Consider the following 17,181-nt stretch of genomic DNA (forward strand, 5'->3'; position numbering starts at 1 on the left):
CGCGCCCATCGCGGGCTTGTCGTTTTGCCCTATCGTGTAGCTCTTTCGACAGGGGCCTGTCAAAAGCGCATCGACGCTCAGGGGCAGAAAAGATCGTTGGTCAGACCGAAAATCATCAGTCCCAGCACCAGCGCCATGCCGATCGTCGTCAGCAGGTTCAGCGCCCCGTCGGATGGCGGACGCCCCCGCACGGCCTCGTAGGCATAGAAAACCAAGTGCCCCCCATCCAGAACCGGGATGGGCAGCAGGTTCAGAAAGCCGATGGCGGCAGACAGGACCGCGATCCACCACAGGAAATTCGCCCCCCCCGCGCTGGCCGCCTGGCCTGTGCTTTCGGCGATGCTGATCGCACCGCCCAGGTTGCAGCTGCCGATCTGCCCCGAGATCATCGCCCACATCCCCGTCAGCGAAGACACGATGATGCCCCAGGTCTGCGCGACGCCCAGACCAAGCGCCTCGATGGGACCGGCGCGGCGGGTTTCGGGGGTAAAGAAGCTGTTCCCGCCAGTGATGCCGATCAGCCAGCGCTGTTCATATCCGCCTGCCTCGGCGGGCAGGTCGGACAGCTTGGGGCGCAGCGTGACCTGAATGGGGTTGCTGCCCGCGCGCCAGACATCAAGCATCAGCGGCTCGCCCTTGGTCGTCTCGACCGCGTCGCGGATCTGGGTAAAGCGCGTGATCTGCTGGCCGTCGATGGCCGTCACCACGTCGCCTGCCCTCAGGCCGGCATCCGCCGCTGCGCTGCCCGGCGCCACGCCCGACACCCGCGCGGGCATCGGGTCGGGACCGGTCACGGTTATCTGCTTGCCGTCGCGTTCGATGCGCCAATCCTGCTGGGCAGCCAGCGGCAGGTCCTGCGCCGCCCGCCCCAGATCGCCCCAATTTTCCAGCGCGACGTCCCCCACCGCCAACAGCCTGTCACCGGGGCGCAGCTCGTTGGTGATGGCCGGGGGCGCGTCCGACACCTGACCCACGCGCATGTCGGGCGATGGCAGTCCTTGCACCAGCGCGAAGCCGCCGAAGATCAGGATCGACAGGACGAAATTGAAGACCGGTCCCGCCAACAGCGTGGCAAAGCGCCCCCAAAGCGGCGCCCCCTGCAATGTCTGGCGCCGCAGCGCCGGATCGACCTTGCGCCCCGGCCCCGCGCTGGCGGCATTGTCGTCACCAAGAAAGCGGACATAGCCGCCCAAGGGCAGCGCCGCGATTTGCCAGACGGTGCCGCGCTTGTCCACGCGAGATGCCAGGCGCGGGCCGAAGCCGATGGAAAACACCTCGGCCCGGATGCCGGACCAGCGCCCCACGATGTAATGGCCGTATTCATGCACCGTCACGATGACGGCCAGTGCCACCACAAATGATGCCAGCGTCCACAGGGTATTGCCTGCGCCAAGGATCAGATCGGTCATGCGGCGGCCTTCTGTCGCGCAAGCGCGTCCCATTCAAGGACCGCCTGCAGGGTGTCGGGGTCGTCGCCGAAGCCCGCTTCGGCCGAAAGTGCGCTCAGCGTGGCTTCGACCCGGGGGGACATGTCGGTGAAACGGATGCGCCCGGCGATGAAATCGTCCAGCGCCTGTTCCTTGGCGGCGTTGAAGACCGCACCCGCCGCGCCGCCCGCGGCCATCACCTCGCGCGCAAGGCGCAGGGCGGGCCAGCGCGTCTCGTCGGGGGCGCGGAAGGTCAGGCTGCCAGCGCGGGCCAGATCCAGCGGCGGCACCGGCAGGGCACGGCGTTCGGGCCAATGAAGCGCGTAACCGATGGCGTGGCGCATGTCGGGCGCCCCCATATGCGCGATGCTGCCGCCGTCGATATGGTTGACGATGGCGTGGATGATGGATTCCGGATGGACCAGCACGTTAATGCGGTCGGGGGCAAGGCCGAAGAATTCCTTGGCCTCGATAACCTCCATCGCCTTGTTGAACATCGACGCGCTGTCGATGGTGATGCGCTGGCCCATAGCCCAGTTCGGGTGGGTCGAGGCCTCGGCCACGGTCGCCGCCGCCAGCCGTTCCAGCGGCCAGTCGCGGAAAGCGCCCCCCGATGCGGTGATGGTCACGTCCCGAACGCTGTCCAGCTTTTCCCCCGCGAGCGCCTGGAACAGCGCGGAATGTTCGCTGTCGACCGGCAGGATCGTGGCGCCGCTGTTCCGCCCGGTGCGGCGCAGCAAGCCGCCCGCGCAGACCAGCGATTCCTTGTTGGCCAGCGCCAGAACCCGGCCTTGGGCCAGTGCCGTCAGCCCCGGCGCCAGACCGGCGGACCCGACGATGGCCGACAGCATCCAGTCGGCGGGCATGGCCGCGGCCTCAACCAGGGCGGCCTCTCCCGCGGCGGCGCGCACGCCGCTGCCTGACAATGCGTCGCGCAGGTCGTCCAGCAACTCGGGATGGGCGGTGACGGCGATTTCAGCCCGCAGGTCGCGCGCCATCTGCGCCAGGCGCGCGATGTTGCGCCCGCCGCTCAGCGCCACGACGTCATAGGCATCCGCCCCGCCGCCGCGACGGATCAGATCGACGCCGTTGGCGCCGACCGAGCCGGTCGCCCCGAAAATGGAAATGCGTCGCATCAGGTCAGTTCACCACGAGATCAATTTACCACGGGCAGGCTGGTCAGGAACCCGATCAGCATGGTGGCCAGAACGGCCCCCGTCACTGCGTCAAAACGATCCATGAAGCCGCCATGCCCCGGGATCAGGTTCGAACTGTCCTTGACCCCTGCCCGGCGCTTCAGCCAGCTTTCGGCGATATCGCCCATCTGTCCCGCAAAACAAACCAGCGGCGATATCCAGACCAATGTCATATTGCCCTGCCCCGACAGCCACAAAACGATGCCCAGGATGCAGGCGCCAATCCAGCCAGCGATGGTGCCGGACCAGGTCTTCTTGGGGCTGAGCGCGGGCCAGAACTTGGGGCCGCCCAAGATGCGGCCAAAGAAATATCCCGCCGTGTCCGAGATGATGATCACCCCCATCAGCCACAGCACGAAGTTCAGCCCAAAGCTTTCGCGAAAGACGACCAGTTCATAGGCGACCAGCATGATCGCGACGCCAAAGATCGCATAGGTCAGACGATCACGCTTGGCCGCACCGGGCAGCCCGGCCACGATCGGCACCAGAAGCGCCAGCCAGGCCCAGCTTTCGAACGAGGTCAGCGCGACGGCCTGCGACACGCCCGCAATTGCGGCCAGGGCCACGGCGCGGCTGCGCCCGAACAGCGTCACGTGGCGGGCCGGATATTTCCAGCCCGTCATCGCCGCCAGTTCCCAGAAGGTGATGGCCGAAATCACCGCCATGCCAAGCCGCAGCCACAGCCCCTGCGCCACGGCTAACAGCACACCGATCGCCAGCAGCACCAAGGTCGAGGCGACGCGCCGGGACAGATCGCCCCAACGGCCGCCCGTCCGGATAGCCCCGCCGCCGCTCATGCGCCCCCGAAACGCCGGTCGCGCATGCCGAAGCGGTCCAGGATCGCCGACAGGTGGTCGGGCGTGAAATCCGGCCACAGCGTGGGCGTGAATTCATATTCCGCATAGGCCGCCTGCCAAGGCAGGAAATTCGACGTCCGCGTTTCCCCCGAGGTGCGGATCACCAGATCCGGATCGGGCTGATCAGCGGTATCCATGCAGGCCGCCAGATCGCTTTCGGACGGATCGGCGACCTCGCCTTGGGCGATCCTGCGCGCCAGCCGGGTCGATGCGCGCAGGATTTCATCCCGACCGCCGTAATTGATGGCAACGGTCAGGTTCAGCCGCGTGTTGCCGGCCGTGCGCGCCTCGATGGCGGCCATCAGGGCCTGCAGCTTGGGGTCCAGCCGCTCGCGTCCGCCGATGAAGCGCATACGCACCCCTTCGGCAGCCATGCCCACGGCCTCGCGTTCGATATAGCGGCGGAAGATCTTCATCAGACCCAGCACCTCTTCGGTCGACCGCTTCCAGTTTTCGGTCGAGAAGGCATAGATGGTCAGCCAGTCCACGCCCAGGTCGGGACAGGCACGCACGATCTGCTTGACCCGTTCGGCCCCGCGACGGTGGCCGACCAGACGCGGCCAGCCCCGTTCCGTCGCCCAACGCCCGTTGCCATCCATGATGATGGCGACATGGCGCGGCCGCGCCTCGCTGCCCGATGCCACTGACTGCTCCCTTGCCGCTGCCATTCGGCTCAAACCTGCATGATCTCGGCCTGCTTGGCCTCGAGCGCTTCGTCCACGGATGCGATCATCCGGTCGGTCAGGGACTGGATCTCGGTCTCCCAGAACTTCTGGTCATCCTCGGGCATGCCGTTCGTCTTGCCCTTCTTGACCTTGTCCATGCCGTCGCGGCGCACGTTGCGCATCGAGACGCGGGCGCTTTCGGCATATTGCGCGGCGACCTTGGTCAACTCGCGGCGGCGTTCCTCGTTCAGCTCGGGGATGGGCAGCATGATGATGGTGCCGTTCAGCTGCGGGTTGATCCCAAGGCCGCTTTCGCGCAGCGCCTTTTCCACCTTGCCGACCATCGCCTTGTCCCAGACGTTGATGGTGACCATGCGGGGTTCGGGGACGTTCACGGTGCCCAGCTGGTTCACGGGGGTCATCTGGCCATAGGCCTCGACCTGAACCGGATCGATCATCGACGCGGATGCGCGGCCCGTACGCAGACTGGCGAATTCGCTGCGCAGGCTTTCCATCGCGCCCTTCATCCGGCGTTCCAGATCGTCAATATCGATTTCGATGTCCTCGGCCATATCGGACTGCCTCTAAGTTTGAATTTCGTTTGCTTGTAACTGCATTGCCGGGGGTTGGCAAAGCCTTTGCCCAACCCTTCGGCAGCAGGTCGCGGGTGTCAGCGCTGCGGCCCGCCCTGGTCGTTGTGGGGATCGCGCCCGCGCGCCAGCATCTCCTCGATGGCGGTCAGTCGCTCCAGAACCTGGTCGCGATAGGCCTCGGTCGCGGCGGTTTCCTCCTCCTGGTGGGCCTCCTGCATCGAATTCACGATCAGGCCCACGACCAGGTTCATCACCGCGAAGGTCGTCACCAGGATGAAAGGCACGAAGAACAGCCAGGCTTGGGGAAAGACCTCCATCACCGGGCGCACGATACCCATGGACCAGCTTTCCAGCGTCATGATCTGGAACAGCGAATAGGCCGAATTGCCCAGATCCCCGAACCAGTCGGGAAAGGCCGCCGCGAACAGCTTGGTCGCCATTACCGCGAAGATATAAAAGATGATCCCCATCAACAGGAAGACGCTGGCCATGCCGGGCAGCGCCGACAGGAACCCCTCGACCACCCGGCGCAGGCGCGGCGTGACCGAGACGATGCGCAACAACCGCAGGATGCGCAGCGCGCGCAGCACCGACAGCCCCTGCGTCGCGGGCATCAGCGCGATGCCCACCACGGCGAAATCGAAGATGTTCCAGCCATCGCGGAAGAATCGCGGGCCGCGCGCGAACAGCTTCAGGCCGATCTCGGTCACGAAGATCGACAGGCAGATGGCGTCCAGCAGCAGGATCAGCGGCCCCGCGACCGCCATGACGGTGCGTGACGTCTCCAACCCCAGGATCAGGGCGTTGAAGACGATGACACCGGTGATGAACCACTGGGCGCGGGGGCCGTGGACGAAGCCGTCGACGCGGTCGCGAAGGGTCATGGTGCGCTCAGTTATGCACGCGGGTATAGGTCCCGCGCCCTTCCAGGATGGTCCGGAACCCGCCCAGCTGGTCCAGCGAGAAGACGATGATCGGCAGGCGGTTGTCGCGGGCCAGCGCGATGGCGGATGCGTCCATCACGCCCAGATGCTTCTGCAGGACCTCGTCATAGCTGACATCCTCGTAGCGCTTGGCATCGGGAAACTTGACCGGGTCCTTGTCATAGACGCCATCAACCTTGGTGCCCTTGAAGATCGCCTCGCAGTTCATCTCGCTGGCGCGCAGGGTGGCGGCGGTATCGGTGGTGAAATAGGGGTTGCCGGTGCCGGCGGCAAAGATGACGATCCGCTTCTTTTCCAGGTGGCGGATGGCGCGGCGGCGGATGTAGGGCTCGCAGACCTCGTCCATGCGGATGGCGCTGATGACGCGGCAATGCAGTCCCTCGGCCTCCAGCGATGCCTGCATGGCCAGCGCGTTCATCACGGTCGCCAGCATGCCCATGTAATCGGCGGTGGTGCGTTCCATGCCCTGCGCGCTGCCCTGCAGCCCGCGGAAGATGTTGCCGCCGCCGATGACCATGCAGACCTCGACGCCCATGGCCTGGACGGTGGCGACTTCGTTCGCGATGCGGGCGACGGTGGGCGGATGCAGGCCGTATCCCTGGTCGCCCATCAGGGCCTCGCCCGAGATCTTGAGCATCACGCGGCCATATTGCTTGGGTGTCTCGGTGGTCATGGGGGGCTCCTGTCGCCGGGTCGCTTTCATCGCGCCGTTAAATGTCGCAAAAGACCCGCAGGATCAACTGTCCGGATAGCCAATGCTGAAACTTGACCTGACACAGATCGACGGCTCGCGCCACCTGCTGATCGCGGGACCGACGGCCAGCGGCAAATCGGCGCTGGCACTGGCCGTCGCGCAGGCACAGGGCGGGCTGATCGTGAATGCCGACGCGCTGCAGGTCTGGTCCTGCTGGCGGGTGCTGACGGCGCGGCCCTCGGCGGCCGACGAACGGGCCGCGCCCCACGCGCTTTACGGGCATGTGGGGCCGGACCAGACCTATTCGGTGGGCGACTGGCTGCGGCAGGTGGGCGACCTGCTGGGCCGGCGGCTGATCATCGTGGGCGGCACCGGCCTTTACCTGTCGGCCCTGACGCGCGGACTGGCCGACATCCCCGCGACCCCCCATGCCATCCGCGCCGAGGCCGACGAACGCCTGCTGCATCCGAATGGTCTGCAGGGGCTGATCGCGGATCTGGATGCGACGACGCGCGCACAGATAGACCTGAAGAACCCCGTCCGCGTCCAGCGCGCATGGGAGGTTCAGCAGGCCACCGGGCGCGGCATCGCCGCATGGCAGGCCGACACCCCCCCGCCCCTGATCGGCCCCGACGATTGCCAGCGCATCGTCATCACCTCGGACCGCGATTGGCTGGCCGATCGCATCGCGGGACGCTTTCGCACAATGCTGAACCAGGGCGCGCTGGACGAGGTCCGCGCCATGCTGCCCCAATGGGACCCCGCCCGCCAATGGGCCAAGGCGATCGGCGCCCCCGACCTGGTTGCGCATCTGCAGGGCGGACCCGACCTGGCGCAGGCGACGGAACTGGCCATCATCGCCACGCGGCAATATGCCAAGTCGCAGCGCATCTGGTTCAGGAACCGCATGAAGGACTGGCAGATGTGGCACGCAAGCCACGAAGCGATGCATCCGGCCCCCATGATGTGAAACCTTCTGCAAGGTTGTTGAGTTGTCCCGCAGATAGGCGATAATCCGCTTATCCCGAATGCAGGGGCTGACGACGATGTCACTTTGGGACCGCACAGGCTGGACGGGAGGGTTTCCGTTCTCAGACAGCAACCTTCGACCCCAAGGCCGCGGCGCGGCTGGCGGGGTCGATGTCACCGCCGCCTCGGTCCCCGATGCAGGCAGTGCCCCCGTGCACCATCGCCCATGGCTGCGTCCCGGTGCCCCCACCGGCAGGATCGTGGTTCCCGATGCGCTGACCGTGCGCGTAGGACCGACCACTCGACGCCACGCGCCGCGCAAGGCCAGCCTGCGCCTGTTCCCCTTGGGCGGCTTCATCTGGGGCAGCCAGGGCCATCCCGTACGCCCCCGCACGCGGCCCGATCACACGCTGATCTGGGTGACGGGTGGCGCGATGCGGCTGGAATTGCCGCGCCAAACGCTGCTGCTGGGACCGGGCGATGTGCGATATATTCCGTCGGGGACGGCCTTTGCGGCGGTCCCACAGGATGGGGCCGAAGGGCATGTCCTCACCCTGTCGCCCGAACTGACGACCGAGGTCGATCCCGCCCTGCCCACCGCAATGATCGCGGGCAGCGTTGGCCAATCGGGGCCTGCCCTGCTGGTCAACCTGCAGGAATTGGTGCGCGAAGCGACGACGGCGACCGATCGCAAGGCGCTGACCTGCCATCTGAACATGCTGGCGCTGCGCCTGTCGCGTCTGGACCCGGAACGCCAGGTCCATGCCCGCCCGCTTGCCGCCATGGCTGATCGGCCTTTGGTCGATCGTTTTGTCACGCTGGCCAACCAGCAGATGGGATCGTGCCAGACCCTGGCCGACATGGCCCAACAGCTGGGCAGCAACCTGACCCAGCTGGACCGCGCCTGCATCGAGGCTAAGAGCCTGCGCGCCGTTGAACTGTTGCACGAACTGCAGCTGGAACGCGCCGCCGAGATGCTGCAGCACACCAACCGTCCCATCGGGCGCATCGCGCTGGATTTGGGCTATGCCAGCCAGACCCACATGACCCGCGCCTTCGTGGCGGCCACGGGTCGCACGCCCGAGACCTTCCGCATCCAGATGCGTCAGATGTCGGCGTCGCCGCCCGCGTCCGCCTGAAGGCCGCGACCGTGAAAGCCGGTCGCCACAACGAATTTCTCGGACGAATCGCTGCGGCTGGCGGGGGGTTTGACGTTGGCGACCTTGTCGAAGTTCTTCTTCAGCATGGCCTGCATGTCTGTTTCCGCGCCGCCTGCCAGAACCTTGGCGACGAAGGTGCCGCCCGGTTCCAGCACGTCGAAGGCCAGCTGGGCCGCAGCCTCGACCAGCGCCACGATGCGCAGGTGGTCGGTGCCCTTGTGGCCCGAAGATGACGCCGCCATGTCCGACATAACCACGTCGGCCGCCCCGCCCAGCCAGCCCTTGACCAGATCGTCGGCGCCCTCGGACAGAAAATCCAGCTGATGAATTTCAGCGCCCGCGATGGGATCGACCTCTTGCAGATCCAGCCCCAGCACGCGGCCCACGGATTTGCCGGATTTCTCGCCCAACGCATTCACGCGGGCCACGGCGACCTGGCACCAGCCGCCGGGCGCGCAGCCCAGATCGACGACGCGCGCGCCGGGCACCAGAAAGCGGTACTTGTCGTCCAGCTCGAGGATCTTGTAGGCCGCACGCCCGCGATAGCCTTCGCGACGGGCGCGCACGACATAGGGGTCGTTCAACTGCCGTTCCAGCCACAGCTTGCTGGACATCTTGCGGCCCTTGGCGGTCTTCACGCGGACCTTCAGGTCGCGCTGGCCGCGTCCGCTTGTCTTGCCCGACCGGCTGATAGGTTGTTTCGTCATTAGGCTACTCCGTTCAGTCCGTCAGGCGTCAGCACCCCATCGCGCACCATCTGGGCATAAAGCAACCCCTCTCGCAGGCCGCGATCGGCAACCGACAGCTTATTTGTCGGCCAGACGCGCATCAATGTCTGCAGGATCGCGGCCCCCGACATGATCAGCGCCTGCCTTTCGCGCCCGATGCGCGGGTCGGACCGCCGTCCGTCCGGGCCCAGCTGCAGATAGGAATGGATCACGCGGTCGATCTGGTCGCTGGTCATCTCCAGCCCGTCCACCTTGGTCCGGTCATAGCGGCGCAGGTTCAGGAAGCTGGCCGCCACCGTGGTCACCGTCCCCGAAGTGCCGATGATCTGGAACCCCTCGTCAGGCGATCCGTCGGCATAGGGGCTGAAATTGGCCAGGGCTTCCTCGAAGAACCAAGACATCAGGGCGAACCGGCCCTGATCGTCCTGAACATCGACGAACTGGTCGCGCAGGGTCGCCACGCCCAGGGGCACGCTGATCCAGTCGACGACACGCGCGCCGCCGGGCTGCGGATTGCCGAAGCCCTCCGACAGCCGCATGATCGCGCGGGGGCGTTCCTTGGGTTCGACATCTTCCAGGTCGATCCAGACCAGCTCGGTCGAACCGCCGCCAATATCGACGACCATCAGAGTTTCGGTCTTGTGGCTGACCAGCGGCGCGCAGCTGATCACGGCAAGCCGTGCCTCCTCCTCTGCGCCGATCACCTCGACGGGCAGGCCGGTTTCACGCCGGATGGACCGCATGAAATCGCGGCTGTTTCGCGCGCGACGGCATGCTTCGGTGGCCACAAGGCGCATGTTCTGCACCTTGTGCTGATCCAGCTTGCGCTTGCAGACCTGCAGCGCATGGACGGTGCGCGCCATCGAGCTGCGGGACAGGCGTCCCGAAGCTTCCAGCCCGTGACCAAGCTGCACGGGCTTGGAAAAGCTGTCGATGACCTGGAACTGACTGCCCGTCGGTCGGGCAATCAGCATCCGGCACGAATTTGTGCCGAGATCGAGGGCAGCATAGAGCGCCCCCTCCTCGGGTTTCAGGGTGCCTGACGGCTCTACCGTTTTTCTCGGGAACGCGTCTGCACCCGCAGGACGCTTGGGCGTCATGTTACGCCCTCCGATGACAAGTTAATCAAAAGGTAACGTGCCGGGGGGACCCAATCAAGGGCCAGCGGTCGGCTTGCGGCATTTGGATGCCCCAAGCCCGTGCCGCTGCGGGCCCTGCCTGCATCAGGTCGCGGCAAATGGCGGCATCAAGTCGCGCGGATGCTTGACGACCGGCGGGGCGCGCGTCAATCAGGTCCGATGATCGACCTGCGCCCCGTAGTCCACCCGATTGGCAAGATCGTCTTTGCACTGGGCGGCTTCATGCTGGCGCCCATGCTGGTCGACCTGTGGAACAACGACCCCCATTGGCTGGTCTTTCTGGAATGCGCCATCATCACCTCGGTCTGCGGGTTGCTGACGGTGGTCGCGACGCGCGGCGAACAAAAGACGCTGAAGATCCAGCAGGCCTTCCTGCTGACATCGGGGATCTGGCTGACCCTGCCCATCTTCGGTGCCCTGCCCTTCATCCTGGGCGCCCCCAATGCCAGCATCCTCGACGCCTATTTCGAGGCGATGTCCGGCGTCACCACCACCGGCACCACGGTCTTTCCCCAACTGGACGGCCTTCCCTCGGGCACGCATCTGTGGCGTGCGCTGCTGCAATGGATGGGTGGCCTGGGGATCGTCGTGGTGGCGATGGTGTTCCTGCCCGTCATGAAGGTCGGCGGCATGCAGTTCTTCCGATCCGAGGGGTTCGACACCCTGGGCAAAGTCCTGCCCCGCGCGGGAGAGATCGCGACCGAGATGACCATGGTCTATCTGCTGATGACGGGGGCCTGCGCCATCACCTTCATGCTGCTGGGCATGACCGGCTTCGATGCCATCATCCATGCTCTGACCACCTGTTCCACCGGCGGATTTTCCAATTATGACGCCAGCATGGGCCATTACCTCGGCGCGCCGGAATGGGCGGCCTCGGTCTTCATGGTGATGGCATCGGTGCCCTTCATCCGGCTGGTGCAGGCGCTGCGGGGCAATTACGTTCCCCTGTGGCAGGACCGGCAGGTGCGCACCTATCTGCGCTGGATCTGCTATGTCTGCGCCATCATCATGATCTATCGCGTGATCTACATGGAGCAGGACAACGAACTGGCCGAGATGCTGCGCGAGACGGTCTTCAACACCATCTCGGTCTTTTCGGGCACGGGCTTCGCCTCGACCGACATGACGGGCTGGGGACATCTGCCGCTGACGCTGCTGATCATCGTGGGGCTGATCGGCGGCTGCACCGGATCGACCGGCTGTTCGGTCAAGATTTTCCGCTATCTGGTCCTGCTCGAGGCGGTCCGCGCCCAGATCCGCCGCATGCATTCGCCCCATCGTGTCTACCCGCTGCGCTATGAAGGCCAGCCCCTGGACAAGAGCATCATCGATTCGGTGATGGCCTTCTTCACGCTGTTCATGCTGACCTTCGGCCTGCTGATCGTGGGGCTGGCGCTGACGGGGCTGCACCCGCGCACGGCGCTGACCGCCGCCTGGACGGCCATCGCCAATATCGGCCCCCTCTGGGGGCCCGAGGTCACGTCGAACGGATCGGTCGAAGAGTTTCCGGCCGCCGCGAAATGGCTGATGATCCTGGGCATGTATCTGGGCCGGCTGGAACTGGTTTCCGTGCTAGTCCTGCTGATGCCCAGATTCTGGCGGCCCTGAGGCCCCCCGTTTAGGGGGCCGTCGCGTCGGGTTTCGTCGCATCGGGTTTGGTCGCTTCGGGGACCGTCGCTTCGGGGGCCGTAGCCGGGTCGCCCGGCAGGGCGGCGGGGGGCATGTCCTCGTTCTGGCCGGGGGCCTTGCGGGTCAGGCTGTCGCTCATCTCGGCCAGGATGCGGGCCTGGTCCTGCTGGTCCGCCGTGGGCCAGATCAGGACAAAACCCTCGGCCCGGCCATCGCGGACCCAGCCTTCGGCGGCACCGATATGGTCGTCGCTCTGGCCGCGCAGCGTGACATGGCCGCGCCGGACGTCACGTTCGGGCTGGGGCACCCAGCCAAGCGCTGTGACCAGCCCCGCCAGATCCAGCAGCTCCTGCTGCCCGCCGGGCTGGCTGAACAGGATCATCGCCGCCCCCGACCCATCCTTGGGGCCATAGATCGACAGCGCCCGTTCCGCGCGGTCGAATTGCAGCGCGCCCATCGGCGCCATCACCGACAGCCCTGTCGCCTCGTCGTCCAGCTGCGCCAGGCCCATCTCCTCGCGCCATTCGGCCCGGCGTTCGGACAGCAGGCGCATCGCCGTGCCCGGATCGGTCGAGGCGCGCGCCGACAGGATCTCGGCCTGAATCGCGGCCTGGGTCTTGGGACCGTCGCGCCCGTCGATCTGGCCGTCGTAATGGCCCGCCCAACGCAGCGACCGCTGCACCTGATCCAGGGGCGGCATGGGTTCGGTGTCGCCTGTCGCGCCTAGTTCGGGCGCCTCGCCCTGATCCAGCGCCTGCCCCAGATCGGCGGCCTGCGTCACCAGCGCGTCGCGCGGGATCAGCTTGCCCGATTTCAGGACCGGCAGCCAGTCGCGCGCGACATCGTCCGCCAGAGGACCAAGCGCCACGGTGAACCAGCCATTCGGCAATTCCCACAGCCCGGCACCTGGAAATTCCTTGCGGTTGCGGGCCAGCGCCGCGTCTGCCTCGGCGCGATCCTGAAAGGATTCCAGCTGCAGATAGCTGCCTTGCGGCGCAGGCTCAGCCGGGGCCTCGGGTTCCGGAGCCATCGCGGCTTCGGCATCCGTAGCGTCCGCGTCGGGTGCATCGCCAAGCCGGGTCAGTTCCGTTCCGGGGGCCGCTTCGGTCACGAAGGCATCGCCCGGAACCACGCCCTTGGCCTTCAGATCCGCCAGCCGGGCCAGCGCGGCCTCGCGCTCCATCGGGCCAAGCGCGATGCCGGTCCAGCCGCCCTGCAGGGGCAGCGTCACCACGTCGTCGAAACGTTCGGCCCATCCCTCGGCGGTCGCTGCCGCGACGTCGGGGGCGCGCTTCGCTTCCAGTCGGATCAACGCGTCCTGCGCCATCCCCGCCCCCGGCAGCGCCGCCGCCAGGATGATTACCGCCAACTGCCGCATCGCAGCCTCCTTGAATGTCTTTGCCGTCGCGGGGATCATCCCCGCCTGCGGGCCTTTATTGACCCTGTTCCTTCCCGCGCCTAGAAGACGCGAAAGCCTCGCCCGATCTACGCAAAAGGATGGCCCGATGACCAGCCCCAACCGACCCCGCAGTTTCCAGGAGATCATCCTGCGCCTGCAGACCTATTGGGCGACCAAGGGCTGCGCGATCCTGCAGCCCTATGACATGGAGGTCGGCGCGGGCACCTTCCACCCGGCCACCACGCTGCGCGCGCTTGGCGGCAAATCCTGGGCCGCGGCCTATGTCCAGCCCTCGCGCCGTCCGACCGACGGGCGCTACGGGGAAAACCCCAACCGCCTGCAGCATTATTACCAGTACCAGGTCATCATCAAGCCCAGCCCCCCCGACCTGCAGGACCTCTACCTGGGCAGCCTGCGCGCGATCGGCCTGGACCCGATGGTGCATGACGTCCGCTTCGTCGAGGATGACTGGGAATCCCCCACCCTGGGTGCCTGGGGCCTGGGATGGGAGGTCTGGTGCGACGGGATGGAGGTCAGCCAGTTCACCTATTTCCAGCAGGTCGGCGGTCATGACTGCAAACCTGTGTCGGGCGAACTGACCTATGGCCTGGAACGCCTGGCGATGTATGTGCTGGGCGTCGAACATGTCATGGACATGCCCTTCAACGACCCCGACAGCCCCACGCCCCTGACCTATGGCGACATCTTCCGCCAGACCGAACAGGAATATTCGCGCTGGAACTTCGACCAGGCCGATACCGACATGCTGTTCCAGCATTTCAAGGATGCCGAAGCCGAATGCGCCCGCATCCTGGGGGCCGCCGAAACCGATGGCGCCGGTCGCACCATCCCAATGGCTCACCCCGCCTATGACCAGGCCATCAAGGCCAGCCACCTGTTCAACCTGCTGGATGCCCGCGGCGTCATCAGCGTGACCGAACGCCAAGCCTATATCGGCCGGGTGCGGGCGCTGGCCAAGGGCTGCGCCGACCTGTTCCTGACCACCGATGCGGGCGGTGCCACCGCATGAACTGGGGCAAGGTCGCAGCCGCCTCGATCACGCTGGCCGCCATCGCTGCGGGCGGCGGCATGTGGTATGCGCAGGAATACGGCTATTACGACAGCATCGACCCAGCAGGGCCCGATGCGCGCATCGCCGTGACGACCCCTGCGGGAACGCGCGACCTGACCCTGACCGATTTCCAGGGCATCGACGCCGACAGCTCGCCCCTGCGCTGGCGGGCCTGCGCGGTGACGGGTGACCTGCCCGCCGATGCCCTGCCCTTCGACGACCCCACGCCCCTGATCGCGCCCGGCTGGTTCGACTGTTTCGACGCCCAGCAGATCGGCGCAGATCTGGAATCCGGTGCCGCCCGCGCCGTCCTGTCCATGGCCGAGATCCGGCCCGACGTGGACCGCGTGCTGGCCGTCTATCCCGACGGCCGCATCTTCGGCTGGCACCAATATAACGACAAGACCCCGGAACGCGGAGTGATGGACTGATGGCCGACCTGCTGATCGAGCTTTTCTCGGAAGAAATTCCCGCCCGCATGCAGGCGCGTGCCCGTGCGGACCTGAAACGTCTGGTGACGGAAGGTCTGGTCCAGGCCGGGCTGACCTATGCCAGCGCCGGTGCCTTCAGCACCCCGCGCCGCCTGACCCTGACCGTGGAAGGGCTGACCGACCACAGCCCCACCACCCGCGAGGAACGCAAGGGCCCCCGGACAGACGCCCCCGAAAAGGCGCTGGAGGGTTTCCTGCGCTCGACCGGCCTGACCCGCGACCAGCTGGAGGCCCGCGACGACAAGAAGGGCCAGGTCTGGTTCGCCACCATCACCCACGAAGGCCGCCCCGCCGCCGATATCGTCGCCGAGGTGCTGGAGGATGCGATCCGCAACTTCCCCTGGCCCAAGTCGATGCGTTGGGGCGCGGGATCGCTGCGTTGGGTCCGCCCGCTGCATTCGATCCTCTGCATCCTCTCGGATGAGGCAGGCGCCACCACGGTCGATCTGACCGTCGACGGCATCACCGCCGGCAACACCACCCGCGGCCACCGCTTCATGGCCCCCGATGCCTTCACCGTCACGGGCTTCGACGAATACGCCGCGAAACTCCGCCGCGCCCGCGTCATGCTGGACGCCGAGGAACGCGAATCCGAGATCCGCCAGCAATCCGAGAACCTGGCCTTCGCCCGCGGCTGGCAGGTCGTCCCCGACGACGCCCTCCTCTCCGAGGTGGCGGGCCTTGTCGAATGGCCCGTGGCCCTGATGGGCGTGATCGAGGACCGCTTCCTCGACCTCCCCCCCGAGGTCCTGCAGACCTCGATGAAGGAACATCAGAAATTCTTCTCGACCCTGAACCCCAAGACCGGCCGGATCGAGGGCTTCATCACCGTCGCCAATATCGAGACCCCCGATGATGGCGCGACGATCCTGGCGGGCAACCAGCGCGTCCTGGCCGCCCGCCTGTCCGACGCCGCCTTTTTCTGGGAAAACGACCTGCGCGAGGCGAAATCGGGCATGGAGGCATGGGCCGAGGGTTTGAGCTCCGTCACCTTCCACAACAAGCTCGGCTCGCAATCCGACCGCATCGCCCGCATTGCGGCCTTGGCACGCGAGATCGCCCCGCTGGTCGGCGCCGACCCCGATCAGGCCGAACGCGCCGCGCGTCTGGCCAAGCTGGACCTGCGTTCCGCGATGGTCGGCGAATTCCCCGAGTTGCAAGGCACCATGGGCCGCTACTACGCGCTAGAGGCCGGCGAACCCGCCCAAATCGCCGACGCCGCCCGCGACCATTACTCGCCCCTCGGCCCCTCGGACGACGTGCCCACCGCCCCGGTATCGGTTGCGGTGGCGCTGGCCGACAAGCTGGACACGTTGACAGGGTTCTGGGTCATTGATGAAAAGCCCACCGGCTCCAAAGACCCGTTCGCTCTGCGTCGAGCGGCATTGGGGGTGCTCCGGTTGGTGCTGACCTCTGGCGAAAAAATCACTTTGTCTTCGGTCCTGCCCCATCCATTCCGTCGTGCTGAAGCGGATCGGTTCACCAACAGCTTTGAAGATGCCCCGCTCATTATTGGCAGCGCCATTTCCAAGCCGCTACTCCACTCGATCGAGAGTTGGAATGCCGAAGAACCCCTTGGCTCTTTCATCATGATGGAGGACGAGAACGTTCCGCATAACGACCGCGAACGCGTATTTTCAGAGATGCGGGCCGATATCCTTGCCGGTCAGCCAAGCAAGGTGCGAGACCTCCTCTCCTTCCTTCACGACCGTCTCAAGGTCTACCTCCGCGACCAAGGCATCCGCCACGACATCATCGACGCGGTGCTGGCGCAGGACGGCAACGACGATCTGGTGCAGGTGGTGAACCGCGCCACGGCACTGAACGCCATGCTGAACACGACCGACGGCCAGAACCTGACCCAAGGCCTGAAACGCGCCAGCAACATCCTGACCCAAGCCGAAGAAAAGGACGGCGTCGAATACAGCTTCGGCGCCGACCGGAAATTCGCGGAAACGGATGAGGAACGGGCCTTGTTCACCGCCCTCGACACCGCTGAACCCGCTATCAAGCAGGCGATGAAGAATGAAGACTTCCCCGCCGCCATGACCGCCATCGCTGCCCTGCGCGCCCCCATCGACGCCTTCTTCGAGGCCGTGCAGGTCAACACCGACAGCCAGGTCATCCGCCGCAATCGTCTGAACCTGCTGTCGCGCATCCGCGAAGCAGGCCGCCAGATCGCGGATTTCACCAAGATCGAAGGCTGACCGACCCT

16 protein-coding genes are annotated in these 17,181 nt (G+C 66.2%); 6 read left to right on the top strand and 10 right to left on the bottom strand.

The window, feature by feature from the left end; all coding sequences use genetic code 11:
- Positions 1 to 77: 77 nt before the first annotated feature.
- From rseP to pyrH, 7 genes are all read right to left on the bottom strand, one after another.
- Positions 78 to 1,409, bottom strand: a complete 1,332-nt coding sequence (gene rseP / locus DKT70_RS00940) for an RIP metalloprotease RseP (protein ID WP_111557402.1) — start codon at positions 1,407 to 1,409, stop codon at positions 78 to 80.
- Entirely contained in the window at positions 1,406 to 2,563 is a 1,158-nt protein-coding gene (gene dxr, locus DKT70_RS00945; RefSeq protein WP_111557403.1) for a 1-deoxy-D-xylulose-5-phosphate reductoisomerase, read from the bottom strand. The genes rseP and dxr overlap by 4 nt, the downstream gene beginning before the upstream one ends.
- 20 nt (positions 2,564 to 2,583) lie before the next feature.
- Positions 2,584 to 3,420: a phosphatidate cytidylyltransferase gene (locus tag DKT70_RS00950; RefSeq protein WP_111557404.1), complete on the bottom strand. Its 837-nt coding sequence runs from the start codon at positions 3,418 to 3,420 to the stop codon at positions 2,584 to 2,586.
- Complete coding sequence (gene uppS / locus DKT70_RS00955; protein ID WP_111557405.1) at positions 3,417 to 4,148, bottom strand: polyprenyl diphosphate synthase; 732 nt, start codon at positions 4,146 to 4,148, stop codon at positions 3,417 to 3,419. Before uppS ends, DKT70_RS00950 begins: the two co-directional genes overlap by 4 nt.
- A 5-nt stretch (positions 4,149 to 4,153) precedes the next feature.
- Positions 4,154 to 4,717 carry a ribosome recycling factor gene (frr, locus tag DKT70_RS00960; RefSeq protein WP_111557406.1) on the bottom strand — a complete coding sequence of 188 codons (564 nt, stop codon included), beginning with the start codon at positions 4,715 to 4,717 and terminating at the stop codon, positions 4,154 to 4,156.
- A gap of 98 nt (positions 4,718 to 4,815) precedes the next feature.
- Complete coding sequence (locus DKT70_RS00965; RefSeq protein WP_111557407.1) at positions 4,816 to 5,622, bottom strand: ion transporter; 807 nt, start codon at positions 5,620 to 5,622, stop codon at positions 4,816 to 4,818.
- Between the two features lie 7 nt (positions 5,623 to 5,629).
- Positions 5,630 to 6,355, bottom strand: a complete 726-nt coding sequence (pyrH, locus tag DKT70_RS00970) for a UMP kinase (RefSeq protein ID WP_072297684.1) — start codon at positions 6,353 to 6,355, stop codon at positions 5,630 to 5,632.
- An 82-nt stretch (positions 6,356 to 6,437) separates the two neighbouring features.
- Here pyrH and miaA point away from each other — a divergent pair, with 82 nt between their 5' ends.
- Both miaA and DKT70_RS00980 read left to right on the top strand, forming a co-directional pair.
- Entirely contained in the window at positions 6,438 to 7,346 is a 909-nt protein-coding gene (gene miaA, locus DKT70_RS00975; protein WP_111557408.1) for a tRNA (adenosine(37)-N6)-dimethylallyltransferase MiaA, read from the top strand.
- Positions 7,347 to 7,422: 76 nt separating this feature from the next.
- Positions 7,423 to 8,484: a helix-turn-helix domain-containing protein gene (locus tag DKT70_RS00980; RefSeq protein ID WP_158529924.1), complete on the top strand. Its 1,062-nt coding sequence runs from the start codon at positions 7,423 to 7,425 to the stop codon at positions 8,482 to 8,484.
- Here the strand turns inward: DKT70_RS00980 and DKT70_RS00985 are convergent.
- The gene (locus DKT70_RS00985; RefSeq protein WP_072297681.1) at positions 8,451 to 9,212 is read right to left on the bottom strand and encodes an RlmE family RNA methyltransferase; all 762 of its coding nucleotides are present in this window, start codon (positions 9,210 to 9,212) and stop codon (positions 8,451 to 8,453) included. The genes DKT70_RS00980 and DKT70_RS00985 overlap by 34 nt on opposite strands.
- Positions 9,212 to 10,333 (bottom strand): Ppx/GppA phosphatase family protein, encoded by a 1,122-nt coding sequence (locus DKT70_RS00990; RefSeq protein ID WP_072297680.1) that lies wholly within the window; start codon positions 10,331 to 10,333, stop codon positions 9,212 to 9,214. Before DKT70_RS00990 ends, DKT70_RS00985 begins: the two co-directional genes overlap by 1 nt.
- A gap of 198 nt (positions 10,334 to 10,531) precedes the next feature.
- Here DKT70_RS00990 and DKT70_RS00995 point away from each other — a divergent pair, with 198 nt between their 5' ends.
- Entirely contained in the window at positions 10,532 to 11,983 is a 1,452-nt protein-coding gene (locus DKT70_RS00995; protein WP_111557862.1) for a TrkH family potassium uptake protein, read from the top strand.
- A gap of 10 nt (positions 11,984 to 11,993) precedes the next feature.
- On the opposite strand, the gene DKT70_RS01000 is transcribed toward DKT70_RS00995, so the two are convergent.
- Positions 11,994 to 13,382: an SPOR domain-containing protein gene (locus DKT70_RS01000; protein ID WP_199559502.1), complete on the bottom strand. Its 1,389-nt coding sequence runs from the start codon at positions 13,380 to 13,382 to the stop codon at positions 11,994 to 11,996.
- A gap of 127 nt (positions 13,383 to 13,509) precedes the next feature.
- Between DKT70_RS01000 and DKT70_RS01005 the strand changes: the two genes are divergently transcribed.
- From DKT70_RS01005 to glyS, 3 genes are read left to right on the top strand one after another with little or no spacing between them, the layout of a single operon-like run.
- Positions 13,510 to 14,433 carry a glycine--tRNA ligase subunit alpha gene (locus tag DKT70_RS01005; RefSeq protein WP_111557410.1) on the top strand — a complete coding sequence of 308 codons (924 nt, stop codon included), beginning with the start codon at positions 13,510 to 13,512 and terminating at the stop codon, positions 14,431 to 14,433.
- Positions 14,430 to 14,906 carry a DUF6446 family protein gene (locus DKT70_RS01010; RefSeq protein WP_111557411.1) on the top strand — a complete coding sequence of 159 codons (477 nt, stop codon included), beginning with the start codon at positions 14,430 to 14,432 and terminating at the stop codon, positions 14,904 to 14,906. Before DKT70_RS01005 ends, DKT70_RS01010 begins: the two co-directional genes overlap by 4 nt.
- Complete coding sequence (gene glyS / locus DKT70_RS01015) at positions 14,906 to 17,173, top strand: glycine--tRNA ligase subunit beta (RefSeq protein ID WP_111557412.1); 2,268 nt, start codon at positions 14,906 to 14,908, stop codon at positions 17,171 to 17,173. Before DKT70_RS01010 ends, glyS begins: the two co-directional genes overlap by 1 nt.
- The last annotated feature ends 8 nt before the right edge of the window (positions 17,174 to 17,181 follow it).

It is taken from the genome of Paracoccus sediminilitoris, from assembly GCF_003259195.1.
GTDB lineage: Bacteria > Pseudomonadota > Alphaproteobacteria > Rhodobacterales > Rhodobacteraceae > Paracoccus > Paracoccus sediminilitoris.

Excerpts from the sequence above, each read along its gene's own strand:
- DKT70_RS00985 (WP_072297681.1), bottom strand. The coding sequence starts at position 9,212 with ATGACGAAACAACCTATCAGCCGGTCGGGCAAGACAAGCGGACGCGGC.
- DKT70_RS00980 (WP_158529924.1), top strand. The coding sequence starts at position 7,423 with ATGTCACTTTGGGACCGCACAGGCTGGACGGGAGGGTTTCCGTTCTCA.
- dxr (WP_111557403.1), bottom strand. The coding sequence starts at position 2,563 with ATGCGACGCATTTCCATTTTCGGGGCGACCGGCTCGGTCGGCGCCAAC.
- DKT70_RS01000 (WP_199559502.1), bottom strand. The coding sequence starts at position 13,382 with ATGCGGCAGTTGGCGGTAATCATCCTGGCGGCGGCGCTGCCGGGGGCG.
- DKT70_RS00950 (WP_111557404.1), bottom strand. The coding sequence starts at position 3,420 with ATGAGCGGCGGCGGGGCTATCCGGACGGGCGGCCGTTGGGGCGATCTG.
- rseP (WP_111557402.1), bottom strand. The coding sequence starts at position 1,409 with ATGACCGATCTGATCCTTGGCGCAGGCAATACCCTGTGGACGCTGGCA.
- DKT70_RS01010 (WP_111557411.1), top strand. The coding sequence starts at position 14,430 with ATGAACTGGGGCAAGGTCGCAGCCGCCTCGATCACGCTGGCCGCCATC.
- DKT70_RS01005 (WP_111557410.1), top strand. The coding sequence starts at position 13,510 with ATGACCAGCCCCAACCGACCCCGCAGTTTCCAGGAGATCATCCTGCGC.
- uppS (WP_111557405.1), bottom strand. The coding sequence starts at position 4,148 with ATGGCAGCGGCAAGGGAGCAGTCAGTGGCATCGGGCAGCGAGGCGCGG.
- frr (WP_111557406.1), bottom strand. The coding sequence starts at position 4,717 with ATGGCCGAGGACATCGAAATCGATATTGACGATCTGGAACGCCGGATG.
- pyrH (WP_072297684.1), bottom strand. The coding sequence starts at position 6,355 with ATGACCACCGAGACACCCAAGCAATATGGCCGCGTGATGCTCAAGATC.
- DKT70_RS00995 (WP_111557862.1), top strand. The coding sequence starts at position 10,532 with ATGATCGACCTGCGCCCCGTAGTCCACCCGATTGGCAAGATCGTCTTT.
- miaA (WP_111557408.1), top strand. The coding sequence starts at position 6,438 with ATGCTGAAACTTGACCTGACACAGATCGACGGCTCGCGCCACCTGCTG.
- DKT70_RS00965 (WP_111557407.1), bottom strand. The coding sequence starts at position 5,622 with ATGACCCTTCGCGACCGCGTCGACGGCTTCGTCCACGGCCCCCGCGCC.
- glyS (WP_111557412.1), top strand. The coding sequence starts at position 14,906 with ATGGCCGACCTGCTGATCGAGCTTTTCTCGGAAGAAATTCCCGCCCGC.
- DKT70_RS00990 (WP_072297680.1), bottom strand. The coding sequence starts at position 10,333 with ATGACGCCCAAGCGTCCTGCGGGTGCAGACGCGTTCCCGAGAAAAACG.